The sequence below is a fragment of the Collimonas sp. NPDC087041 genome (assembly GCF_044745265.1).
Taxonomy (GTDB): domain Bacteria; phylum Pseudomonadota; class Gammaproteobacteria; order Burkholderiales; family Burkholderiaceae_D; genus Collimonas.
Genome location: NZ_JBIUZX010000001.1, coordinates 167,382 through 192,931, shown reverse-complemented (window position 1 = coordinate 192,931; position 25,550 = coordinate 167,382). Strand labels below are relative to the sequence as shown.

Genomic DNA, 25,550 nt, shown 5'->3' with positions numbered 1-25,550 from the left:
TGCGAGCCTTTTTCATTGATGCAATTTGAAGAATACCCAGCAGCCATGAAAGTTAGATCTCACCACATCAAAATGTCGCCGCCGTAAGGAGGCATCATGCAAAGAAACGATCCGAACAGCCTTAGCCAAAAAAAACGCTATAAGGAAACCATCCGCAAGCTGTATGAGCGCATCAACAATGGCGACGAAACTGCGTGGGCGGAAGTCAACGACAAGAACAACCTGGATCTGGTTCTGCTTGCCGAGATGGCAAAAAATCATGACTTGATAAAGAAACTACGAAGCTGGTGGTAACGCCTCCCCCTCCAAGGACTATCGAGAGCGGGACATTGTCCTGCCGCAGAATGTATCGATATAACCCAAACTTGCCCTGGCAGGCAGCGCCAGATCAAACCTACCGTGCCCCGTTATGCCGCGGCTTTTGAGGAAACCATTGATACATTGCACGGCAGCGGCGTGGCGACGGATAATAGCGGCTACCTCATTTTTAAAATTCCCCAATGGAAATTAAAGTCAACTTTCTCGACAAGTTACGCCTTGAAGCCAAGTTCGATGACTTCACGGTCGTGGCCGACCAGCCTATCCGCTATAAGGGCGATGGCTCGGCGCCCGGGCCCTTCGATTATTTCCTGGCCTCGTCGGCCTTGTGCGCGGCTTATTTTGTGAAGTTGTACTGCGTAACGCGCAATATTCCTACCGAAAATATCCGCCTGTCGCAAAACAATATTGTTGATCCGGAAAACCGCTACCAGCAGATTTTCAAGATTCAGGTTGAATTGCCGGCGGATATCTCCGCCAAAGACCGCCAAGGCATTTTGCGCTCCATCGAGCGCTGTACCGTAAAAAAAGTGGTGCAAGCCGGCCCCGAGTTTGTGATTGAAGAAGTGGAGAACCTGGATGCCGATGCGCAGTCCTTGTTGACCTTGAAACCAGCTTCTGACGTCAGCACCTATATTGCGGGCAAGGATCTGCCGTTGGAGCAGACCATCGCCAATATGTCGGGCGTTTTGGCGAACCTGGGCATCAAGATTGAAATCGCTTCATGGCGCAATCTGGTTCCCAATGTGTGGTCGCTACACATCCGCGATGCGCACTCACCGATGTGCTTCACCAATGGCAAGGGCGCGAGCAAAGAAAGCGCGTTGGCGTCGGCGTTGGGAGAGTATATCGAGCGACTGAATAACAACCATTTCTACGCCGGCACGTTTTGGGGTGAAGACATTGCCAACGCGGCGTTTGTCCATTACCCGAACGAGCGCTGGTTTAAGACTGGCCCAAAAGATAGGCTGCCGGCTGAAATTCTGGATGCGTACTGTCTGCCGATTTACAATCCCGACGGCGACTTATTTGCCTCGCATCTGATCGACACCAACTCCGGCAATGCGCAGCGCGGTATCTGCTCGCTGCCGTATGTGCGGCAGTCGGATGGCAAAGTGGTGTATTTCCCGTCCAACCTGGTCGAAAACCTGTACGTCAGCAATGGCATGAGTGCCGGTAACACGCTGGCCGAAGCGCAGGTGCAATGCCTGTCGGAGATCTTCGAACGCGCGGTAAAACGCGAAATTCTGGAAGGTGAAATCACATTGCCTGATGTGCCGCAGGAAGTGCTGGCGAAATACCCAGGCATCCTGGCCGGCATTCAGGGATTGGAAGAACAAGGCTTTCCGGTGCTGGTGAAGGATGCATCGCTGGGAGGCGTGTACCCGGTGATGTGCGTCACCTTGATGAACCCGCGGACCGGCGGTGTGTTTGCCTCGTTCGGCGCACACCCAAGCCTGGAAGTGGCGCTGGAGCGCAGCCTGACGGAATTGCTGCAGGGTCGCAGTTTTGAAGGCTTGAACGAACTGCCTCGCCCCACCTTTGCCAGCGAAGCGGTGACTGAGCCAAATAACTTCGTCGAACACTTCATCGATTCCAGCGGCATTGTGTCGTGGCGCTTTTTCAGTGCCAAAGCGGATTTCGATTTTGTTGAATGGGATTTTTCCGGCCAGGGAGAAAACTCCAATGCCGAGGAAGCCGCGGCCTTGTTTGGCATTCTCAAAGACTTGGGCAAAGAGTCGTACACGGCGGTGTATGACCAGTTAGGCGCTATAGCCTGCCGCATTTTGGTGCCCGGTTATTCGGAAGTTTACCCGATAGAAGATCTGGTCTGGGACAACACCAACAAGGCGCTGTTGTTCCGCGCCGATATCCTGAATCTGCATCGTCTGGACGATGACAGCCTGGAAGCACTGCTTGAGCGTTTGGATAACAATGAGCTGGATGATTACTCCGACATCGCCACCTTGATCGGTATCGAATTTGACGAGAATACCGACTGGGGGCAACTAACCGTCCTCGAATTGAAGCTATTGATTCATCTCGCGTTAAAGCAATTTGAAGAGGCACACGAGCTGGTGGGGGCCTTCCTGCAGTACAACGACAATACTGTCGAGCGCGGATTGTTTTATCAGGCCTTGAATGTGGTGCTGGAGGTGCTGCTGGATGATGAACTGGAACTGGACGATTACCAGGTCAATTTCCGCCGGATGTTTGGCAATGCCCGGATGGATGCGGTAATGGGTTCAGTGGACGGCAGCGTGCGCTTCTTTGGGTTAACGCCAACGAGCATGAAACTGGAGGGCCTCGATAGGCACCAGCGCCTGATCGACAGCTACAAAAAATTGCATAAGGCGCGCGCCAATGCGGCGGCTACGGCCAGTTAGAGTTATGCGTCATGGCGGGATGCGTTGATTCCACTGATCCCCCAGGTCGATACCAGAACGACCATCCGAGCCGGCATCCACCAATGTGGATGCCGGCTTTTTTGTTTCTATCTCGACTTCTATCTCGGCTTCTATCTGCGCTTCTATCTCAACCACTAACCACTAGGCCTGAATAATCGTCCCATCCCCATACTCTCCCACCACAGGGTCCAGATTTTCCGGTGAGTGAAGAATCGTGGGGCCTCGAGAACAGGCCTGCCGCGTCAGGTACTGCGTCAATCCTTCCGCTTGAACCGTTGCTGGAATTGTCGCTTTCATTTCCGATAGCAATTCTTCTGTCGCCCTCACAATCCACTCTACCGTGCGATATTTCGGAGAGACTATCTGGATATTCTGCGAGTCGGTCTGATCGAAGAAACCATGTTGCAGCTTGTGCCTGACATAGGAAAGCGCAGTGATGCCGGGAATGGTACGTTTTTCCAAATAGGCCTGGTTCGCAGCTTCATCATAACGAATCACGTTATCCGGAAATTCATATCCCTCATCTTCCAGAAGCGCCTCATTGACGACATGTGGCAACAAAGGTCTCGCGTCTTCGTGACCGACTTCAAACAACAGAATTTTCTTGAGCTTCTTCATCTCCTTCTGTTGTTCTGTGTCTGTTTTCTGGATGGCGATACTCGGAAAGTACGCGCGGATGAATTCATTGGATTCATGCATGAGCGCATCCCTGCTCAAATTTGGTTGTTTTTCCAAAAACCTGTCGTCCATGTCCATCATCTTCCAGGCATGGTTGAGATCGTGTATCAGGAATTCGAGTGGCGACTGCCAGAACTCATCAACATACACAGGCTCCGTTGATACCCCAATAAAATAGATTGGGGTACCGCGGATCTTCATGAGATCGGTGGCGGAAATGTTGTCAAAAGTCGGAATGATGAGCACATCGGGAAGCCGATGCATCAGCTCCTCGTAGCGGTACCAGTACTTCTTTTGAAAATGGATGCTCAAATCCTTCTCGATACGGCAGGCCACATCAAAGAAGCCTACCGCTTCAAACAAGATGCGCAGCGTCGGCGCATAGGGGCACATCGGGCCGTTCTGGATCGTAACGTGGTGAAGCTTATGCAGCAACTGATCGCGCATCGACGCAAGTGCCGCATTGTCGCGGCACTTGTCTTCTATTGCAGACAGCATCATCTGGCTACGGACGTATTCAACCACGGGCAACAACTCCAGAATTGGCGTATCCAGGCTGTCGTTGTTCGACGCAAACCGCGCCCGCACTCCGCGGTACACATCCAATGGATTTTTTACCGTTTCCCGTATCCATTCATGATGAGAAGCACCCTGCGTTTTAGTAAAATTTTTTGCAATAAGCGCAGCGGCAATCTGTTTATGGTGACCGAAGGCAAAGGGACCTTCTTTCGCATTCGGCGTGGTAATCACGCTCTCAGGAAGCCACCTGCCCTCAACCTCTTCTGGTTCCGAAATTTCCACGAGAAATCCAACCGTATCGACAATATGGCGCGGATCTGACGGGAGAGCTATGTCTTTGAGGTGATCGCGATATCCATGAGAAATGGTTCTATCCATATGGATTCGCGCTTCTTTTCCTGCTTCGCTGCGGACGAAATAGTATTTACGCCCATCTGATTCGGCGATGCCATATTTCGGTTCTACTGATCCGAACACTTTGCTGCCGGTTACCCTTAATGCTGCAAAAATGTTGGCTGGAATTCCGATCTCGTTTTGTTCATCCTCATCCCGAAGCAAGCCGCCAGGCAGCGACATCCCCTCAGGGAAAAACGCTCTGTCCAACGTCAGGAATTCCCTGCCCTGCTCTCCTTCTCGCATCACAAGCACGTCGACAGTCTTACGAACCATGACTCCCTGATCAATCCGCTGCTTTGCCTGAATCTTCAGTTTTTGATCGGACAACAATGCGTTCACTACCGCCGATTGATGATCCACGTTGAGATATTTGGCGATGCAATTTTCAATACCGTTCTTGCGAATGGGGTCACGCAGGCGATGGAACCAATAAACCATGTACAAGAGTGATTCGGCATAGAGGCTCGCCGGATAAGTTTGCGTATCGAGAGCTATCGCGTATTTATCGAGTATTTCCAGAACGATGCCGGTGGCGGCATCCCCTTGCGTGGTTGAGAGCAAAGATGAAAGGTCGTCGATAGCGTTTGGGAATTTGCTGGTATCGGATAATCCGGAGATCGGTGCAGGCGCGTTAAATGCCATCATGTTTTCCTTGACGGTTTCTCTCATGTTAAAGACTCAGATTGCGTTCAAAATTAACGATGTCGGCACCTGGCTTCAGTGCATAGAGCTGAGCAAATCGCCCTCCTGAAGATATTTTCTCATTCGAAATTTCGAACATTCCTGATGCCTCGATGCGTCGCATCAAACTTTTTCTTTGGATGGGCTTTTCGATGATTGCTTCAATCACCTTGATCAATTGGCCGATGCTAAATTTTTCGGGCAGACAAAATACGGGGATCATCGAATACAGCGTTTTCTGTTGCAGCCGCTGCTGCGCCATATCAATGATGTGGCGATGGTCGAAGGCAATCGATAGCTTGGGCAATTCACTCACATTCAACCAGGAACTGCTTTCAACTGAGGCGATTCTAGACTCAACCTCCTGATGCGCTACCAACGCATAATAGGCAAGCGTGACGCTATAGCCACGCGGGTCACGCTTGGCTCCGGAGATCACCTGCAATTGTTCCAGATAGCTCGGCACCAGCCCCGTCTTGCTCAACAACTTTCGACGCGCCGTCATATCAGTGTCTTCATCCAGACTGATATCAATAAATCCTCCAGGCAGGCCCCAACAACCCACAAACGGCGGTTCAGCGCGTTTGGCCATCAGCACTTTCAAAACGCCATCGTGGACGGTGAAAAGTACGCTGTCCACCGTGAACAATGGTTTTTCTATTTGCAATATGGCATTCATTTTTCTCGTCTTTTTATGTCTTTGGGACACTTTCCTTATAGCATAAATGGCAGCTCGCTAAAAGTTGTCAAATTTTGCTTTACTTTGTGTCTCACGGACATTAATATCTATTCATGTTTTATTCATTCCCCGATAAAACAAAAAAGCATAGTCAAACGAACAAGAATTGACTGCGCTCTGATTACTTCAAGACAGGGTCAGCAAATGGGCAGCCACACAACAAGCATCAATCGTTATTTTTTACCGAATCCTCAACCGGCTGAAGATTCGTTTAAGCATTTTCAATTCAAGAGCGGCGAAAATCATCTCCAAATTCTGGCGCCCAGCAGTTCCCATGTCGAAATCATGTTTCGCTACAGCGGAGATCAATCGCTGATTCAGCTCTTGCTGCTGACCGATGCGCTTCGCCGCCAGGGCGCAAATGTGATCGATTTATGCATCCCCTATTTTCCAGGCGCAAGGCAAGACCGCGTTTGCAATGCAGGCGAACCACTGTCGGTTAAGGTCTACGCCGATTTAATCAATCAACAGCGCTATCAAAAGGTTTGTGTTTTTGATCCCCACAGTGATGTGCTTGTGGCTCTTTTGAATAACGTCCATGTCGTCAAAAACCATCAATTCATCAGAGACGTGGTGAGCGACATTCGATCAGATCTTGTTTTGGTGTCGCCAGATGCCGGTTCGAATAAAAAAATCTTTGAACTGTCCAGTCCGCTGGGCGGATTGCCGGTGATCCGGGCCGACAAAATTCGCGACGTGCGCAATGGCGCCATCATCGCCACGGAGATTTACTGCGACGATTTAAGTGGGCAGACGGCCATGATTGTTGACGACATTTGTGCCGGCGGCAGGACTTTTATCGAATTGGCGAAAAAACTGAAAGCCAAAAACTGCAAAAAAATCATCCTGGCTGTGTCTCACTACGAAGGCACTGCGGATCAGGAAAAATTGATGGAAAGCGGCATTGACGCGATATACACCACCAACAGTTTGCGCGACCTCGTCGCAACAGAATTTTTAAATGTGAAAGATATTTGGCGCTTCATGCCAACACAAGGAGAAAAATAATGAACTTGAATCCAGTCACTGCAATCGATGGCTACAAGGTCGATCATCGTCGTCAATACCCCGACAATACTGAAGTTGTATTCAGCAATCTGACGGCCAGAACAACCCGCCGCGAGTACACCGATCATCTGGTTTTTTTTGGATTGCAGTATTTTATAAAAAACTTTTTAATCAAAAGCTGGGAAGACGATTTTTTCAAACAACCCAAAGACGAAGTCATTCGCCGATTTTCTCGTCGCATAAATAACTATTTGGGTCCGAATAATGTCGGCACCCAGCACATCGCGGATCTCCACGACCTGGGCTACTTGCCCATAAAAATGATGGCGCTGCCGGAGGGTTCGGTTTATCCATTAAGAGTGCCATGCCTTGTGATTTTCAATACCGACGAGCGGTTTTTCTGGCTCACCAATTATTTGGAAACCATTCTCTCAACCAATGTATGGGGCATGTGCACCAGCGCCACTACGGCGCACGAGTACAAAAAAATACTGACTGCTTACGCACTGGAAACTGATGGCAGCACCGAGTTCGTGAATTGGCAAGGACATGACTTTAGCTTTCGCGGCATGTATGGCGTTGAAGCAGCCACAATGAGCGGCGCGGCGCACTTATTGAGTTTTACCGGCACAGACACCATTCCCGCCATCGATTTCCTGGAAGATTTTTATGGCGCCAATAGCGATGTGGAACTGGTTGGCGGCAGTGTTGCGGCAACTGAGCATTCAGTCATGTGTGCCGGCGGCATGGACAATGAACTTGAAACCTTCCGGCGTTTGATTCAAGACATCTATCCGGCTGGGATCGTTAGTATCGTGTCCGATTCCTGGGATTTCTGGCAAGTGATGACGGACTTTACCGTCAAACTCAAGGCACAGATTTTGGCGCGTGACGGAAAAGTCGTATTTCGTCCTGATACCGGTTGCCCAGTCAAAATGATCTGTGGTGATGCCGATGCCGAAATCGGCTCACCGGAATACAAGGGCACGATTGAATGCTTGTGGGAAGTGTTTGGCGGTAGCGAAACCAAGCAAGGCTACAAAATTCTGGATCCGCATGTTGGATTGATTTATGGCGACTCCATCACCATTGAGCGCGCCACGGCAATTTGTGCAGGGCTCAAAGCCAAAGGATTTGCCTCAACCAATGTGGTTTTCGGAATTGGCAGCTACACCTACCAGTACGTCACTCGCGATACCGATGGTTTCGCCGTTAAAGCCACTTTCGCCAAAATTTCCGGTGAAAATCGTGAAATTTTCAAAGCCCCAAAAACAGGGGATGGAACCAAGAACTCAGCCAAAGGCTTGGTTGCGGTATATAAAAATGCGCAAGGCGAATTTTATTTGAAGGACCAGGTGAGCTGGAATGAAGTCAATAACTGCGAATTTGTTCCCGTGTTTGAAAATGGAAAACTACTCAACGAGGTAACCCTTAAGGAGGTAAGGGAACGTCTGGCCGCCACGATTTAATCCGGACGCCGGCTCGCTACGCCTCGTCACCATCGCAAACTGAAACCCGGGTCGCGGAAGAGCACGGCATTGCCCTATATACCTTGCAAAGAGACCCGGCAACTCGTCAGAGTTTGCCGGCAAGGTATCTCCCCGACTTCCGGATTGCGTCACAATAAAGGAAAACCGCTATCGCGCTTGATCTCGCGCAGCGACAGCATCGACTCGACCGATGTCACTCCCGGCAGCGTACGTATCACGTCGCGCATGAAGGTGCCGTATTCGTCGAGATCGCGCACCGCTATCTGCACCAGGTAATCGGCGCTGCCCGAGATATTGTGGCAAGACACGATGCGTTCGAGGCCTTGAATTTCGCGCTCGAAGCGATCGGACAGCGCCCGATCGTGGATATTGAATCGGATCTGCGCGAAAGCAATGACGCCGATATCCAGCGCCTTGCGCGACAACACGGCGCGATAGCCTTCGATGTAGCCGGCATTTTCCAGCTGCTTCAAGCGCCGCGCGCAAGGAGTTTCACTCAAACCAATCCGCTCGGCCAATTTGGCGATGGGTATGCGGCCATCCTGCCGCACCGCTGCAAGGATGGCGCGGTCGATTTTGTCGAGATCTTTCATAAACGGTATCCCCTATAATATTTTCAAATATTAGCGGATTCCATCAATCAGCAGCAAATATATAGATTTATTTGCCAGAAAACACTCCTGAATCTCCCGCATCATAGTGACCTTTTCAATGCGGAGTTCATGATGGTTTCTCTTCACCTGCTCACAGTCTTCATCGGCGCGCTGGTGGTGGTGTATGCGTTGCCCGGCCCGGACATGGCGCTGGTCCTGCAAACCAGCACGACCAGGGGAATCCGGCATGGCTTGGCGACAGCAGGCGGCCTCGCGATTGCACGCGCAGGACACGTGACGCTCTCCGCTTGCGGCGTCGCGGCGTTGCTGCGCGGCGCTCCCTGGCTCTACAGCGCAGTGCGGATAATGGGCGCAATCTACCTGGCCTATATTGCAATACAGATTTTTCGATCGCCGGGATTCGGCCTGGGCGATTCGGCGGCATCGAAGCAGCCGCGCGCCACTTTACGCTCGTCCTTGCAAAAAGGCATGTTGGGCAACCTGCTGAATCCGAAGGCGCTGCTGTTCTGTTCGGTGCTGCTGCCGCAATTCGTCCACCCGGAAAGCGGCCCGGTATGGTCGCAAGTGCTGGAACTCGGCATCGTGCTGATCGTGATCGGCCTGGTGTTTGACCTTACCCTGGCGCTCGGCGCGGCAAGGATAGCCGGCTGGCTGCGCAACAGTCCGCGTGCGCAAACCATGCAGCGCTGGACCTTCTCGGCCGCACTGATGGCATTTGCGCTGCGGCTGTCCATTGAATAGGTGAAAGCCTCGCTGCGGCGCCGCCCGGTCTTTCGGGTGGAAGATTCGAGGAGATTCGACTATGTGCGCAGCGCGACGACTTGCCGGGCCGATGTGCGATGCGCGGCATGCCCCTTCCCACCGTTGCCGAAAGAACGCGTGCCAGCTGCCGCCACATGCGGCTTGCGGTTCAATTTGAATACCGTCAGTGCCTGCTCCAGCTTCAAGGTCTGATCCTGCAAGCTGCCGGCAGCTGCCGCAGCCTGCTCCACCAGCGCCGCATTTTGCTGCGTCACTTCATCCATCTGGCTTACCGCATCATTGACTTGCGCAATACCTGAGCTTTGCTCACGTGACGCAGTGGCGATATCGCCCATGATGCTGCTCACCCGCTGCACCGAATCGATGATTTCGCGCATGGTGACACCGGCATGCTCGGCCAGCACTGTGCCAGCCTCGACTTTTTTCACGGAGGCATCAATCAATTGCTTGATTTCCTTGGCCGCAGTCGCACTGCGCTGCGCCAGGCTTCTTACCTCCGACGCCACCACAGCGAAGCCGCGCCCTTGTTCACCGGCGCGGGCAGCCTCGACCGCCGCGTTCAGCGCCAGGATATTGGTCTGGAAAGCGATGCCTTCGATGATGCTGATGATACTGACAATCTCTTTCGATGAAACCCGTATTTCTCCCATCGTCGCCACCACTTGCGTCACGATGTCGCCGCCCTTGCCCGCCACCTGCGACGCGCCATGCGCCATGTCATTGGCTTGCACGGCGTTGCTGCTGTTCTGCTCGACCGTTGACGCCAGTTGCTCCATGCTGGAGGCGGTTTCTTCCAGCGCCGACGCCTGCGATTCGGTACGCCCCGACAAATCGGCGTTGCCGGTCGCGATTTCCCTGGTTGCGACGCCGATCTGCTCAAAGCTGCTGCGTACATCTCCAACGATGGAATTCAAGTTGACCCCGAGCTGGCGCAGTGATCTCAGCAACTGGCCTACATCGTCCTTGCGGCGGGTGCTGATATCCATGGTCAGATCGCCGCCGGCCATCACCTGGCTTGCTCTGAGGGCCTGCCGTAACGGCACGATGACGCCACTGTAGAGCGAATACCAAAAGTAGCCGGTGCTGGCAATCGCCAGCAGCGCCAGCACTGCCAGCCAATGATGGGCAGTTTCCGGCACCTGTTCGACAAAGAACAAATCAGACACGACCAATGCCGCCAACACGCAGATCAGGAAACCGAGATTCAAAGCGATGCGCTTGCCGAGCGACATATCCTTAAGTGCCATCAGCTTGCCCAACAGGCCGCTCTTGCCGGCGACGCCTTGGTCGAAGACGACCTTGTCGCGATTGCCGCTCCTGATTTTTTGATACAGCGCCGTCGCTTCTTCCACTTGACGGCGGCTAGGCTTGGTGCGCACCGACATATAGCCGACCGGCAAGCCGTTTTCCATCACGGGCGTCACGTTCGCCTGCACCCAATAGAAATCGCCGTTCTTGCAACGGTTCTTGATGATGCCGGTCCAGGATTGACCATTCTTGATGGTTCGCCACAAATCGGCAAATGCCTCCGGCGGCATGTCGGGATGACGCAGGATATTTTGCGGCGCGCCTATCAGTTCCTGCTCGGTATAACCGCTGACCGTGATGAAATAGGGATTGGCATAGGTGATGTTTCCCTGGGTGTCGGTGGTCGACACGATGGTTTGCGTATCGCTGAGTTCATACTCGACATGACTGACTGGAGTATTAAGACGCACGTTATCTCCTTATTCTCATTTAGACGTTGACCTGGCCTGTAAAGAGCGCTTGTTCCGCATCGCGTGCTGTTTTCACGAGACAAAACAGTTGCGAGAAAAACGCTCGATAAGAACCCATACCCCGGTTAACGGCAGAAACGTGGAATCATTGAGGAGAGAAGCGATGCCGAAGACCTAAGACGGCGCCCAAACAAAAATGGGCAAAGCCCGTGACCACGGCTTTGCCCATTCAGCAAGCGCTTTGCAGCGATTACGCCATCGAATCAGCGATGATGTTCAGCATCATGCAGCGCATGTTTTGCCGCATCGATTGCGCGGTCGACATGATCCAGGGCGCGATGCTTCAGGCCCCTGGCTTCCGGATTGTCTTCTTCTTGCGCCAGATCGCTGTGCGTCCGCTCCAGCAGTTCGATCGCGTGATGCAGGCGACCCGGGTGGTCGAGGTTGGCATCTTCTTGCGGATGATCGCCCAGATTCTTGGCATCGTCGCGCGCCCCCTTCTTGATCTCTCCGATTGCACGGTCGATTTCGCTGATGGCGACATCTTCCTGGCCGCTCACCGCAGCGTCGCCAGGACGATGCTCAAGGTTCCAGCGCGCATCGCGCAGATCGGTCAGTGCATGCAGATAACCAGGATGCGCGCCCGGCAGATCGGCGTGGGCGGCAAATGGCAGCATGGCGGAAAACAGTACGGCTACCGCGGATAATTTCAATTTCATGATGGTGACTCCCTGGCTGTATGGTCGAAAAATACAAAAAAACAGAACACTTGGCTTGGCAGATGCATGGCGAATTAGCGCGCCTGTGACATCAACGGCCCGCATCGGGAAAGGTTTACGTGGTTCCGCGCTAATGTGTAAGGAATTGCTACAGGAAAACAATGCAGGTGGAATCGGCTCATGCACAGCCCACTGCGTCGAGGCGAAACGCCAATGAGTCGGCTACCGCCCGCAACGCGATCGGCCTTTCCCCCAGCGTCCGCTTGGCAGCAGCGCATTTTCGTTTCCGACTGACGCGTCAGAAAAACCCGACAGAAGATTGCGATTAAGGAATATTGCAAGCAAGAATAAGATTCGACCACATCAGATTTGTCTGTTGTTTTTTTAAGGAAAAGGTCAGAGTTTCCGAGAATTTTCGGACAATTCCTATATTTGAAAGGAGGCGCGATAGATAAAGTTCATCCCAGTACAAATCCTCTTAAGTTGGGAGCATCCATGAACAAAATCTATCGCGTAGTATTTAATCAGGTCACCGGCACCTGGACTGCCGTCGCTGAAACAGCCAAAGGCCGCACCAAGAGCAAGACTTCGAACGCAGTTAAATCGCTCGCGGTAGTGCTGGCGGTTGCCGCTGCGACCACCGCATCAGTCTTGCCGCGCCGCGCTGAAGCGTATGTGGCCGGCACTGGCGCCGTCCAGGGTAACGCGGCCAACACCGTCGTCGGCGATGGCGCATCCGGTCCCACAACGGCTTGCTCCGGCGTCAGTGGCCAGCCTGTGGCCTGCTCCACGGTCATCGGCAATGGCGCCAATACGACTTACCAAAACAGCGTGATTGTCGGTCAAAACACCACCACAACCGGGACCGCAAGCGTGGCAATCGGCAATTATGCGACAGCCGGTGAATATTCCCAGGCCCTTGGTGCCTATGCGAACGCCAGTGGTGGCCATGCCACCGCGATTGGACAAAGCTCTCTGGCAACAGCCACTGACGCCACCGCAATCGGCACCAACGCTCAGGCAACCAATCAACGTGCGATCGCTATCGGTAGCGGCTCGCAAGCGAACGCGTCCGACGCCTTCGCTATCGGTTGGGGCTCAAGGGCCAATGCGGCGGGCGCACTGGCGTTCGGCTCCAGCGTTGTCACGAATGGCGCCAATGCCATCGGCATGGGTTTCGGCGCCAACGCCACCGGCAACAACAGCCTCGCCATAGGTAGCAATGCCGCAGCAGCTGTCGCCAATGGCGTCGCCGTTGGCAGCGGCGCCAGCGTCACGGCGGCCGGCACCAACAGTATCGCTCTCGGCCAAGGCAGTGTGGCTGATCGCGCCAACAGCGTCTCGGTAGGCACTGCTGGCAACCAACGTCAGATGACCAACATGTCTGCCGGTACCGCGCTCACCGATGCGGTCAACGTTAGCCAGTTGAACTCCTTGTCGACCTCGACCTCAACCGGCCTGAGCACAACCAACAGCAACGTGACTTCGTTGTCGACCTCGACCTCAACCGGCTTGAGCACCGTCCGCAGCAGCGTGACATCGCTGTCGACCTCCACATCCACTGGCTTGAGCACAACCAACAGCAACGTGACCTCGCTGTCAACTTCAGCTTCGACCGGCATTGCATCGCTGTCGACCGGCCTGAGCACAACTAACAGTAGCGTATCGTCTCTGTCGACTGCGACCTCAACAAGCTTGAGCACAATCGGCGGTAACCTGAGCACCGCAACGCGCTTTTTCAAAGCCGATGGCGTGGCCGGCGATGCTGACGCAGCAGTAACCACAGGTTCCCATTCCGTGGCGATTGGCGCCAATTCGACCGATGGCGGCCGTAGCAACGTGGTATCGGTCGGCGATGCAGGCCATGAACGTCAAATCACCAATGTCGCGGCTGGCACCACCGGCACCGACGCCGTGAACCTGGCGCAGTTGAGCACCGCAGTTGCCGGCGTCAGCGCCAATGCCTATTTCGTCGCAACCGGTGCTGGTGACAGTAGCGACCTGCCAACGGCGGCTCGCCCGGGTGCGATTGCCGCAGGCCGATCCGCTGTGGCCAACGGCCAAAACACCATCGCTATCGGTACCGGCGCGCAAGCCAACTGGGCCGGCGGCTCAGGTGGTGATAATGCCCGCGGCGCCATCGCCATCGGTAACAACGCACTGGCGCAAAGTGGAGCCGATAGTGCACAGATGGCCGGCACGGCGCTCGGCAGCAATGCCAAGGCATACAACGGCGGCTCGGTCGCAATTGGCAACAATGCGGTAGCAAGTGTGCTAAGCACCGGTGTCGCTAGCGGCAGTTATGGTGTATCTATCGGTACCTCAACGGCTTCAGGCAACGGCGCGGTAGCCCTTGGTTATCAGACCACCGCCTATGGCAATACCGCCGTCGCAGTCGGTATCCGTTCCAACGCCACAGGCGCCAATTCTCTCGCGATGGGTAACACCGCTACGTCAGCAGGCGCGTATGGCGTTGCACTCGGCTCTTCGTCGATCGCTTCCGCCACCAATGCCGTGGCAATCGGCGCTGGCGCCAACGCCACTTACGCCAATTCAGTGGCTTTGGGTAACGGCTCGGCCACCGGCGCCGCAGCGCCGACCGGCGTCGGCTACCTGACCGGCTCCGCAGCGCCGACATCCGAAGTATCGATCGGCTCCGCTACCGTGAAACGTCGCATGACCAACCTGGCCGACGGTTCGGCAGCATCAGATGCGGTCACGGTTGCGCAATTGAGCACCGGTGTCGGCAGCCTGTCGACCGGGATCAGCTCGTTGTCGACGTCGACTTCGACCGGTCTGAGCTCGACCAACAGCAACGTTAACTCGTTGTCGACTTCAACTTCCACAGGTCTGAGCACTGTCACCAGCGGTGTTAATTCGCTGTCGACTGGCTTGAGCTCGACCAACAGCAACGTTAACTCGTTGTCGACCTCGACTTCCACCGGTCTGAGCACTGTCACCAGCGGTGTTAATTCGCTGTCGTCTGGCTTGAGCTCGACCAACAGCAACGTTAACTCGTTGTCGACCTCGACTTCCACCGGTCTGAGCACTGTCACCAGCGGTGTTAACTCGCTTTCGTCAGGCTTAAGCTCGACCAACAGCAATGTTGGCTCGCTGTCGACCGGCCTCAGCACCGTCTCCAGCAATCTGACCGACGCCACGCGCTACTTCAAGGCGGATGGCGCAAACAACGGCTCCGATGACGCTGTCGCCTCCGGTTACCGCAGCGTTGCCGCCGGTGCAAGCGCCGTTGCTACCGGCTCACAAAGCGTCGCAATCGGCAATTCCGCCAACGCCAGCAGCGATCGAGGCATCGCCATCGGCTTTGGCGCCCGCGCCGGTACAAGCGGTAGCGGCGCCACCCTTACCAGCAACACGATTGCCATTGGCAACAATGCAAATGCAACAGGCGACAATTCGGTCGCCTTGGGCACTAACTCGATTGCCAGCCGTGACAACGTCGTCTCGGTAGGCGCGGGGGGCGCAATCGGCGGCGCTACGCGCCAGATCGTTAATGTCGCAGGAGGCACTGAAGATAACGATGCCGTGGCGATGTACCAACTTAATTCGCTGTCGACTTCGACTTCTACTGGCCTGAGCTCGACTAACAGCAATGTCGATTCGCTGTCCACTTCAACTTCTACTGGCCTGAGCACTGTCACAAGCAATGTTGATTCGCTCTCGACTGGCTTGAGCTCTACTAACAGCAACGTCGATTCGTTGTCGACTGGCCTGAGCTCGACCAACAGCAATGTCGATTCGCTGTCCACTTCGACCTCTACTGGTCTGAGCACCGTCACCAGCAATGTTGATTCGTTGTCGACTGGCTTGAGCTCGACCAATAGCAACGTTGATTCGCTGTCCACTTCGACTTCTACAGGTTTGAGCACTGTTGCCAGCAACGTTGACTCGCTGTCGACTGGTCTGAGCTCGACCAACAGCAATGTTGATTCGTTGTCCACCTCGACTTCTACCGGCCTGAGCACCGTCACCAGCAATGTTGACTCGCTGTCGACTGGCCTGAGCTCGACTAACAGCAACGTTGATTCGCTGTCCACTTCGACTTCTACCGGCCTGAGCACTGTCACCAGCAATGTTGACTCGTTGTCGACTGGCCTGAGCTCGACTAACAGCAACGTTGATTCGCTGTCCACTTCGACTTCTACCGGCCTGAGCACCGTCACCAGCAATGTCGACTCGTTGTCGACCGGCCTGAGCTCGACCAACAGCAACGTTGATTCGTTGTCCACCTCGACTTCTACCGGCCTGAGCACCGTCACCAGCAATGTTGACTCGCTGTCGACCGGCTTGAGCTCGACCAACAGCAACGTTGATTCGCTGTCCACGTCGACTTCTACCGGCCTGAGCACTGTCACCAGCAATGTTGACTCGCTCTCGACAGGCTTGAGCTCGACCAATAGCAACGTTGATTCGCTGTCCACTTCGACTTCTACTGGACTGAGCACTGTTACCAGTAATGTTGACTCGCTCTCGACAGGCTTGAGCTCGACCAATAGCAACGTTGATTCGCTGTCCACTTCGACCTCTACTGGCCTGAGCACCGTCACCAGCAATGTTGACTCGCTCTCGACAGGCTTGAGCTCGACCAATAGCAACGTTGATTCGCTGTCCACTTCGACTTCTACTGGCCTGAGCACCGTCACCAGCAATGTCGACTCGCTGTCGACTGGTCTGAGCTCGACCAACAGCAACGTCGATTCGTTGTCGACCGGCCTGAGCTCGACCAACAGCAATGTCGATTCGTTGTCCACCTCGACTTCTACCGGCCTGAGCACCGTCACCAGCAATGTTGACTCGCTGTCGACCGGCTTGAGCTCGACTAACAGCAACGTTGATTCGCTGTCCACTTCGACTTCTACCGGCCTGAGCACCGTCACCAGCAATGTTGACTCGCTCTCGACCGGCCTGAGCTCGACCAATAGCAACGTCGATTCGCTGTCCACTTCGACCTCTACTGGCCTGAGCACCGTCACAAGCAATGTGGATTCGTTGTCGACAGGCCTGAGCTCGACTAACAGCAACGTCGATTCGCTGTCCACTTCGACCTCTACTGGCCTGAGCACCGTCACAAGCAATGTTGATTCGTTGTCGACAGGCTTGAGCTCGACCAACAGCAACGTCGATTCGCTGTCCACCTCGACTTCTACAGGTTTGAGCACTGTTACCAGCAACGTTGACTCGCTCTCGACCGGCTTGAGCTCGACCAACAGCAACGTCGAATCGTTGTCTACATCGACCTCTACCGGCCTGAGCACCGTTACCAGCAATGTCGACTCGCTCTCGACCGGTCTGAGCTCGACCAATAGCAACGTCACTTCGCTGTCCACTTCGACCTCCACTGGCCTGAGCACTGTTACCAGCAATGTGGATTCGTTGTCGACTGGCCTCAGCTCGACTAACAGCAACGTTGATTCGTTGTCCACCTCGACTTCTACTGGCCTGAGCACCGTCACCAGCAATGTTGATTCGCTCTCGACCGGCCTGAGCTCGACTAACAGCAACGTCGATTCGTTGTCCACTTCGACTTCTACTGGCCTGAGCACTGTTACCAGCAATGTTGACTCGCTCTCGACTGGCTTGAGCTCGACTAACAGCAACGTCGAATCGTTGTCCACTTCGACTTCTACTGGCCTGAGCACTGTCACCAGCAACGTGGATTCGTTGTCGACTGGCCTGAGCTCGACTAATAGCAACGTCGAATCGCTGTCCACTTCGACCTCCACTGGTCTGAGCACTGTTACCAGCAATGTAGATTCGTTGTCGACTTCAACTTCTACTGGTCTGAGCACCGTCACCAGCAATGTCGACTCGCTGTCGACCGGTCTGAGCTCGACCAACAGCAACATCGAATCTCTGTCCACTTCGACTTCTACCGGCCTGAGCACCGTTACCAGCAATGTTGACTCGCTCTCGACTGGCTTGAGCTCGACCAACAGCAACGTCGATTCGCTGTCCACCGGCTTGAGCTCGACCAATAGCAACGTCAGTTCATTGTCGACAGGGCTGAGCACCATCACTGGCGATGTTGGCTCGTTGTCGACCGGCCTGAGCTCCACCAACAGTAACGTCAGCTCGCTGTCGACAGGACTCAGCACCGTCAATAGCGATTTGAAGCACGCAACCCGTTACTTCAAGGCTGACGGCATGGGTGACGACAAAGATGATGCATCGGCAAGCGGGAGCTACTCGGTCGCGGTGGGCGCTTCGGCAAATTCGGTAGCCGATGAATCCATGGCGTTGGGGCACAATGCAACTACCACCGCCGCTGCAACAAACTCAGTCGCGCTGGGCTCCGGCTCCGTTGCCGATCGCGCGAATACCGTCTCGGTTGGCGCGGCGGGAGCGGAACGCCAGATCGTCAACGTGGCAGACGGTGTTGAAAATAACGATGCAGTGAATGTCTCGCAGCTGAAGAGCGTTGCCGACCAAGTTGGCGACCTGGGCGCCCTGGCGGTGACCTACACCGACGGCAACAAGACTGACATCAACCTCGGCAACGGCACCGGCGGCACGACAGTGATCCACAATGTGGGCAATGGCGTGGCAGACAACGATGCAGTCAATGTCGGTCAATTGAACGGCGCCACGCGTTACTTCAAGGCGGACGGTGCAGGCGATGGCAGCGACGATGCGAATGTTACTACCGGCACCAACTCGGTGGCGATGGGCGCCAACGCCTCGGCAACCGGCAATAATTCGGTCGCCCTCGGCGCCGGTTCGGTCGCTACTCGCGACAACGTGGTTGAAGTCGGCGGCCGTCAGATCAGTGGTCTGGCAGCCGGCACGCAAGACACCGATGCGGTCAACCTCAAGCAATTGAAGGATACCGGTCTGGTCGACGGCAGCGGCAATACGCTCAACGCAGTCGTGTATGACGCCGGCTCCGGCAACAGCTCAGTCACTTTTGCCGGCGCCAGTGGCACTGTGCTGAACAATGTCGCCAATGGCAATATCGCTGCCGGCAGCATGCAGGCGGTCAATGGTGGTCAGATTGCAGCCCTGCGTGACAACCTGCAGGGTCAGATCACCAATATTGACAATCGCGTGACCAACCTGGAAAACACCAGCGGTGGCGGCGGTCAATCTGATCCGCACTTCGTTTCTGCCGGCGACAAGAGCATTCCTGCAGTAGCAACGCCTGGTACGTCCAGCGCGGCTGTCGGTGAGAATGCCCAGGCAACCGGCAACAACTCGGTAGCGATCGGCGCCAATTCGGTTGCGACTCAAGACAATACCGTATCGGTCGGCTCTGCCGGCAACGAACGGGCAATCGTCAACGTTGCCGAAGGTGTCGCCAGCACGGATGCAGTCAATGTCGGCCAGATGAATAACATGGTCAACAACAGCGCAGCGCAAACCCTGCAAAGCGCCAACGACTATACCGACCAGCGCTTCAACCAGGTGACCAATGCGTTGAACGAAGTCGACAAGGCGGCGAGCCGCGGGATTGCAGCATCGGCAGCGTTGAACAACGTTACGCCTTATCTCCCGGGCAAGACGTCGTTGAATGCGGGTATCGCAACCTATCGCGGCAATACGGCGCTGGGCGTCACCGTGTCGCGCTGGAATCAACGCGGCAACATCAACCTGAACGCCGGCGTATCCAGTGCCGGTAACAACAGCACCATTATCCGCGCCGGTGTCGGCGTGGTGTTTGGCAACTAGAGGGAGTTGTATTCGGCGCACCACGAATGTGGGCGCCGGGCGAGAGAACCCGGTCTGCTGTCACAAGCGGCAGACCGGCTCCTTGTTTGATTTCCTATAAATGCAAGCACACGTTTCATGTAGAAAGAGCGAGCAAATGCTCGCTCTTTCTACATGAAATTCGTATCGCGACGCTGCTGGCGTCAACCGATTCCATCAATGGAATGGCAAAATAGATGCAAATTTAGCATCAAAATAAATTCACAATAGGATCAAGTAACCAGTGCGAAACACAGCAACTAGGTGATGGTCATGCGGACTGATGGGAATTGGATTGGTGCAGGCCTGGACAAGGATCACAGGCGGCGACTTGAAGCCGTTTATATCCGAATTATCCCGAAACGCAAAAACGAGTTTCCCGTTTTCGGCTGAGACCCGCATGGATATTGACTTTGGAACTTTGAATTGGTGGGAAGTACAAGTTTCGAACTTGTGACCTATCGCGTGTGAGGCGATCGCTCTACCCCTGAGCTAACCTCCCGGAGAGGCCGCTATTATTACACAAAATTTCTGGTAAATAAAGCGGCCGCCTGCATATCCTGAAACACTGTGGTTTGAAGCACGATCCAAACGCATTTCGGCCTATTGACGCTTCGCATCCAACACACCTTTGACCTCGCGGATCACTGTCAACGCCTTTTGCAGCTGGGCAGTGGAAGCGATTTCAGCGGTGAATGCCATCCGCGCATGCCCTTTGGCGCTTTGGGTGCTGACGCCGATGACGTTGATCTTTTCACGCAAAAATACTTCAGAAATATCGCGCAACAAGCCTTGGCGGTCGCTGGCGAGAACGAAAATATCCACCGGATAAACGGTTTCGGCCTCCTGCGCGCCCCAGGTTGTGAGGATCACGCGCTCCGGCGCCTTGTCGCACATTTCAGCGAAATTCTTGCAGTTTTCCCGATGAATCGAGACGCCCTTGCCGCGCGTGATGAAACCGACGATCGGGTCCGGCGGCGCCGGCTTGCAGCACTTGGCCAGTTGCGTCATCAAGCCGTCGGTGCCGACCACCAACACCCCCGACTTGCCGCCACGAACCACGCTGGAAGCACGGCTCTTGCGGGTGATCGCAGCCTCTTCCATCTCGCTGTCGTGCTCGATCGATTTCAGGCCGGGATCGTCATGCAGCGCCTGTTCAACATGGCGCAAGCTGAATTCATCCTTGCCCAGTGCCAGCAACAGGTCTTCCAGCTTGGCGAATTCCAGCTTGCGCGCCAGTTCTTCCAGGTTGACCGCGGTCTTGCCTTCGCGCTGCAGCGTCTTGTCCAGCAGGCTGCGGCCGGTGACCAGGGTTTCTTGCTGTTCGATGGCATTGAACCAGGCCCGCACCTTGGAGCGTGTGCGCGCGCTGGCGGCATAGCCCGGCGTCAGCCAGTCACGCGACGGACCGGCGCCGGCGGGCGAATTCTTGGCGGTAATGATTTCCACCGTCTGGCCATTCTTCAACGGTGTATTCAGCGGCACCATCGTGCCGTCGACACGGGCGCCACGGCAGCGATGGCCAACATCGGTGTGCAAGTAATAGGCGAAATCGATGGGCGTCGCTCCGCTCGGCAATTCAATCACGCGCGCCTGCGGCGTCAGCACATAGATATGATCGTTGAGCGTGGCCTGCTTGAGTTTTTCCAGCCACTCGCGACGGCTATCCTCATGTTCGACCACCGCATCGACCACTTCGCTTTTCCAGGCCAGCAGTTGTCGCAGCCAGGCGATCTTCTCGTCGTACTTCTGCGCCGAGAAATTGGAGCCGCCGGCTTCCTTGTAGCGCCAGTGCGCCGCCACGCCGTACTCGGCGAAATGATGCATTTCGTTAGTGCGGATCTGCACTTCCAGCGCCCGCTCGTCATCCGCCAGCACCACCGTGTGCAGCGACTGGTAACCGTTCTGCTTCGGGCGTGAAATATAGTCGTCGAATTCTTTGGGGATCGGCACCCAGATGTTGTGAACGATGCCGAGCACCGTGTAGCAAGTCTTGACGTCGTCGACAATCACGCGGAATGCACGGACGTCATACAGCTCGGAAAAATCGATTTCCTTGCCCTTCATCTTGTTCCAGATGCTGAAGATGTGCTTGGGCCGACCCGAGACTTCAGCCTTGATGCCGGCTGCCGCCAGCTCGCTGCGCAAGCGTGTGATGGCGGCGTCGACAAAACTCTCGCGCTCGATGCGCCGCTCTTCCAGCATCTTGGCGATGCGCTTGTAGGCAACCGGATCGATAAAGCGGAACGACAAGTCTTCCAGTTCCCACTTCAACTGCCAAATCCCAAGCCGATTGGCCAGCGGCGCATACAGATCGAGCGTCTCGCGCGCGTACTGGCTGGTGCGCGGATTCTCCATCTTGTTTTCGGCAAAATAGCGCAATGCAGTCACCCGCGACGCCAGCCGCACCAGCACCACACGCATATCGGTAGCCATCGCCAGCAGCATCTTGCGCAAGGTCTCGACCTGGCTGGCGGCTTGTTGCGCAGCGTTCTTGCCGCGCATGACTTCCTGCGGTAAACCGAAGGTAAAACCGTGCAATCGCATCAGTTGCCGGATGCCGCCGACCAGATCCGAGATTTCCTTGCCGAAGCGTTGTTCGATGGCGTCGGAATAGCTGGCGTCAATCAGCGGCAACTCAAACAACAGCGCGGCGATGCGGGTTTCGACATCGGTATTGAGCAGCGCCAGTATGCTGGTCACGCCCTGCGAAAAATCGAGCGTACTCTGGCCGGTAGTGATGACGTTGTCGGCATACAGCGGCTCGACGAACGCCAATGCATCCAGTACGCGCGCGCTATCCTCGGCGCTCAGGCCGGCGGTGCAGAGCTGGGTCTGCGTAGCGCGTTGTGTTGCAGTGAGCGAAACCATGCGATATCTGCGTCTTCTTTATTTTTGTGCGGCGACCACAACGATTTCGATCAGGATTTCGGAGCGCGCCAGTTTCGCCTCGACGGTCGCCCGCGGCGGCGAATTGCCGGCCGCAACCCACTCGTCCCACACGGCATTCATGCCATCGAAATCCTTGACGTCGGCCAGATAGATCTGGCACGACAGGATGTGGTGCTTGTCGCTGCCGGCTTCGGCCAGCAGGCGGTCGATATGGCCCAGGGTTTCGCGCGTCTGCCCTTCGATATTCTGGGTGGTGTCTTCGGCCAATTGGCCAGCCAGATAGACGGTGCCGTTATGAATGGCGGCTTCCGACAGTCTTTTCCCGACATGCAAGCGTTGGATTGTCATGGCTATATCTCCTCTTGAATTAAATTTATGCAGTAATGAATCAGCCGACCAGGAAATCGCTGACAACTTCGATCTGGTCGATATGCAGCAAGGTCGGCGCATGGCCGGCGCCAGGCAGTTCAACCAGCTTGGCCTTGGGGCCGGTTTGCGTCATGATTTGCGCCACTTCAGGCGACAACAAATCGGAGTGGGCGCCACGCAGCAGCAAGGTAGGACATTTGATCGCGTTATACGCGGCCCACAGCAACGCTTCCGACGCCTTGAACGCCTCGCCGGTGGTCATCGTGAACGGCACCGACAACTTCAGGTCGTAGTGACGTATCCATTTACCGTCCTGGTCCTGGCGCAGCACGTCTGCAGCCAGCTTGTGCCACTCGGCGTCGGTGTGTTCGCCGAAGGATGCCGAGATCGCGCGGATATAGGCAGCCGCTTCATCGAAAGTATTGAAGCGCATGTCGGCGCCGATATATTCGCCGATGCGCGCCATGGCTTCCAGGTCCAGTTTCGGACCGACATCGTTCAACACCAGCTTGCGCACCGGATTTTCCGGCAACGACGCCAGCGCCATGCCGATCAGGCCGCCCATCGAGGTGCCGACCAGATCCACTGTCTCCGCGTTCAGGCGCGCCAGCAAGGTCACCATGTCGCTCAAATACTGGGGCACAACGTAATACTGCGGATCGCGCAGCCAGTCGGAACGGCCGCGGCCCACCACATCCGGGCACACCACCCGGTAGGTGTCGCACAAGGCGCGCGCCAGCTGGTCAAAATCGTCCGAGACGCGGGTCACGCCATGTATGCACAACAAGACATTGGGATTGTGAGGATCGCCCCACTCCTGGTATGCCATTTTATGCAAACCGGCGGGCGAAATACACTGAACAGTTTTGTGCGTAGGTATGGTCATGAGAGTCCTATTTCGTCCTGCTGCGCAGAGGCTTGGTGAATGCTGCAATCAACGGCAACGAAGAAACTGTCGCGTTTTGCTTTGCGTATATGCAACATCTTATCGCATATGCCGCCTACCTTGCACTATCCGGCGACAGAATCGATGCAAAACCTCGGACCGTGCCGTACCCGCCGCGTTCCAGCAGACGAAAAAAAAGCCCGGCGCAATCATGCGCCGGGCCTCGCCTCTTGCCTGCTTATGGCAATCTCAATGCATCAGTGCAATGCGCTCACATCCAACGGTGCACCGGTTTGCTCGATGATGTCCTGCTGGCTGACGCCTGGCGCCAGCTCAACCACTTTCAAACCTTGTGGCGTGACGTCCAGTACACCGAGGTCGGTAATGATCCGGTTGACCACGCCAACGCCGGTCAGCGGCAGGCTGCAGGCATCGAGGATCTTGTGCGAGGTGGAACCATCCTTGGCCTTGGCCACATGCTCCATCAGCACCACAACCCTGCCGACACCAGCCACCAGATCCATCGCGCCGCCCATGCCCTTGACCATCTTGCCGGGAATCATCCAGTTGGCCAGGTCGCCATTTTTGGAGACCTGCATCGCGCCGAGGATGGCGATGTTGATCTTGCCGCCGCGGATCATCGCGAACGAATCGGCCGAGCTGAAATACGACGATCCCGGCAGCGACGTGACGGTCTGCTTGCCGGCGTTGATCAGATCCGGGTCCACTGCGTCATCGGTCGGAAACGGGCCGATGCCCAGCAAGCCGTTTTCCGATTGCAGCCAGACCTCAATTTCCTTCGGTACATGGTTCGCCACCAGGGTCGGCAAGCCGATACCGAGGTTGACGTAAAAACCATCCTGCAATTCCTTTGCCGCCCGCGCGGCCATTTCATCACGAGTCCATGCCATGTCGTTCTCCGTATCCTGTGTTATGCCGTACGAACAGTGCGCTGTTCGATCCGCTTTTCCGGTGTCGCATTGACCACGATGCGGTGCACGAAGATGCCAGGCGTATGCACCTGGTCCGGATCGATCTCGCCGACTTCGACCAGATGCTCGACCTCCACCACAGTGATCTTGCCGGCCATCGCCACATTCGGATTGAAGTTGCGGGCAGTCTTGTTGAACACCAGGTTGCCGCTGCGATCGGCCTTGTAGGCCTTGACCAGCGACACATCGGCCACGAGCGAGCGCTCCATCACATACTTGACGCCATCGAATTCACGAATTTCCTTGCCTTCAGCAACCAACGTGCCGACACCGGTCTTGGTGAAGAAAGCTGGAATGCCAGCGCCGCCGGCGCGCAGCTTTTCCGCCAGCGTGCCCTGTGGCGTGAATTCCAGTTCCAGCTCGCCGGCCAGGTACTGACGCTCGAATTCCTTGTTCTCGCCTACGTAGGAGGCGATCATTTTCTTGATTTGACGGGTTGACAACAACTGTCCGAGGCCGAAGCCGTCAACGCCCGCATTGTTCGAAATCGCAGTCAGGTTCTGTACCCCCGAGTTGCGCAGCGCCAGGATCAGCGCCTCCGGGATGCCGCACAGTCCAAAACCGCCGACCGCGATGGTCTGGCCGTCCTTGACGATGCCAGCCAACGCGCTTGCCGCGTCAGGATAAACTTTGTTCATACCAATGCCTCCTGTTTGT

The 25,550-nt window shown here is 55.4% G+C and carries 17 protein-coding genes and 1 tRNA gene; 6 read left to right on the top strand and 12 right to left on the bottom strand.

The features are described 5' to 3' along the window. The first annotated feature begins 96 nt into the window (after positions 1–96). The gene (locus tag ACIPF8_RS00870; RefSeq protein WP_400416545.1) at positions 97–294 is read left to right on the top strand and encodes a hypothetical protein; all 198 of its coding nucleotides are present in this window, start codon (positions 97–99) and stop codon (positions 292–294) included. 206 nt (positions 295–500) lie between these two features. After that, positions 501–2,705 (top strand): OsmC domain/YcaO domain-containing protein, encoded by a 2,205-nt coding sequence (locus ACIPF8_RS00865; protein ID WP_400416544.1) that lies wholly within the window; start codon positions 501–503, stop codon positions 2,703–2,705. Positions 2,706–2,714: 9 nt separating this feature from the next. On the opposite strand, the gene ACIPF8_RS00860 is transcribed toward ACIPF8_RS00865, so the two are convergent. The 3 genes from ACIPF8_RS00860 to ACIPF8_RS00850 are packed head-to-tail and all read right to left on the bottom strand — an operon-like array spanning position 2,715 to position 5,679. Further along, positions 2,715–2,861, bottom strand: a complete 147-nt coding sequence (locus ACIPF8_RS00860; protein WP_400416543.1) for a hypothetical protein — start codon at positions 2,859–2,861, stop codon at positions 2,715–2,717. A 6-nt stretch (positions 2,862–2,867) separates the two neighbouring features. Next, positions 2,868–4,988, bottom strand: a complete 2,121-nt coding sequence (locus tag ACIPF8_RS00855; RefSeq protein ID WP_400416542.1) for a hypothetical protein — start codon at positions 4,986–4,988, stop codon at positions 2,868–2,870. A gap of 1 nt (position 4,989) precedes the next feature. Then, complete coding sequence (locus ACIPF8_RS00850) at positions 4,990–5,679, bottom strand: NUDIX hydrolase (protein ID WP_400416540.1); 690 nt, start codon at positions 5,677–5,679, stop codon at positions 4,990–4,992. A gap of 204 nt (positions 5,680–5,883) precedes the next feature. Between ACIPF8_RS00850 and prs the strand changes: the two genes are divergently transcribed. Together prs and ACIPF8_RS00840 are read left to right on the top strand one after the other, a co-directional pair. Next, positions 5,884–6,747, top strand: coding sequence for a ribose-phosphate diphosphokinase (prs, locus tag ACIPF8_RS00845; RefSeq protein WP_400416539.1), 864 nt, complete (start codon positions 5,884–5,886; stop codon positions 6,745–6,747). After that, positions 6,747–8,216: a nicotinate phosphoribosyltransferase gene (locus ACIPF8_RS00840; RefSeq protein ID WP_400416537.1), complete on the top strand. Its 1,470-nt coding sequence runs from the start codon at positions 6,747–6,749 to the stop codon at positions 8,214–8,216. The genes prs and ACIPF8_RS00840 overlap by 1 nt, the downstream gene beginning before the upstream one ends. Before the next feature lie 149 nt (positions 8,217–8,365). On the opposite strand, the gene ACIPF8_RS00835 is transcribed toward ACIPF8_RS00840, so the two are convergent. Beyond that, the gene (locus ACIPF8_RS00835; RefSeq protein ID WP_400416535.1) at positions 8,366–8,830 is read right to left on the bottom strand and encodes an Lrp/AsnC family transcriptional regulator; all 465 of its coding nucleotides are present in this window, start codon (positions 8,828–8,830) and stop codon (positions 8,366–8,368) included. A 132-nt stretch (positions 8,831–8,962) separates the two neighbouring features. On the opposite strand from ACIPF8_RS00835, the gene ACIPF8_RS00830 reads away from it, so the two are divergent. Then, a complete protein-coding gene (locus ACIPF8_RS00830) occupies positions 8,963–9,592 on the top strand; it encodes a LysE family translocator (RefSeq protein ID WP_400417002.1) in 630 nt (209 codons plus the stop codon). Between the two features lie 59 nt (positions 9,593–9,651). On the opposite strand, the gene ACIPF8_RS00825 is transcribed toward ACIPF8_RS00830, so the two are convergent. Together ACIPF8_RS00825 and ACIPF8_RS00820 are read right to left on the bottom strand one after the other, a co-directional pair. After that, entirely contained in the window at positions 9,652–11,331 is a 1,680-nt protein-coding gene (locus ACIPF8_RS00825; RefSeq protein WP_400416534.1) for a methyl-accepting chemotaxis protein, read from the bottom strand. Between the two features lie 263 nt (positions 11,332–11,594). Continuing rightward, positions 11,595–12,050 carry a hypothetical protein gene (locus ACIPF8_RS00820; protein ID WP_400416533.1) on the bottom strand — a complete coding sequence of 152 codons (456 nt, stop codon included), beginning with the start codon at positions 12,048–12,050 and terminating at the stop codon, positions 11,595–11,597. A 495-nt stretch (positions 12,051–12,545) separates the two neighbouring features. Between ACIPF8_RS00820 and ACIPF8_RS00815 the strand changes: the two genes are divergently transcribed. Further along, the gene (locus ACIPF8_RS00815) at positions 12,546–19,736 is read left to right on the top strand and encodes an ESPR-type extended signal peptide-containing protein (protein ID WP_400416532.1); all 7,191 of its coding nucleotides are present in this window, start codon (positions 12,546–12,548) and stop codon (positions 19,734–19,736) included. A gap of 445 nt (positions 19,737–20,181) precedes the next feature. Here the strand turns inward: ACIPF8_RS00815 and ACIPF8_RS00810 are convergent. The 6 genes from ACIPF8_RS00810 to ACIPF8_RS00785 form a co-directional block, all read right to left on the bottom strand. Continuing rightward, positions 20,182–20,256, bottom strand: a tRNA-Val gene (locus tag ACIPF8_RS00810). 101 nt (positions 20,257–20,357) lie between these two features. Then, the gene (locus tag ACIPF8_RS00805) at positions 20,358–22,625 is read right to left on the bottom strand and encodes a RelA/SpoT family protein (protein ID WP_400416531.1); all 2,268 of its coding nucleotides are present in this window, start codon (positions 22,623–22,625) and stop codon (positions 20,358–20,360) included. A gap of 18 nt (positions 22,626–22,643) precedes the next feature. After that, the gene (locus tag ACIPF8_RS00800; RefSeq protein ID WP_400416530.1) at positions 22,644–22,994 is read right to left on the bottom strand and encodes a RidA family protein; all 351 of its coding nucleotides are present in this window, start codon (positions 22,992–22,994) and stop codon (positions 22,644–22,646) included. A 40-nt stretch (positions 22,995–23,034) separates the two neighbouring features. Further along, positions 23,035–23,901 (bottom strand): alpha/beta fold hydrolase, encoded by an 867-nt coding sequence (locus ACIPF8_RS00795; protein WP_400416529.1) that lies wholly within the window; start codon positions 23,899–23,901, stop codon positions 23,035–23,037. Positions 23,902–24,158: 257 nt separating this feature from the next. Continuing rightward, positions 24,159–24,812: a 3-oxoacid CoA-transferase subunit B gene (locus tag ACIPF8_RS00790; protein ID WP_400416528.1), complete on the bottom strand. Its 654-nt coding sequence runs from the start codon at positions 24,810–24,812 to the stop codon at positions 24,159–24,161. 20 nt (positions 24,813–24,832) lie between these two features. Further along, a complete protein-coding gene (locus ACIPF8_RS00785) occupies positions 24,833–25,531 on the bottom strand; it encodes a CoA transferase subunit A (protein WP_400416527.1) in 699 nt (232 codons plus the stop codon). Positions 25,532–25,550: the final 19 nt, after the last annotated feature.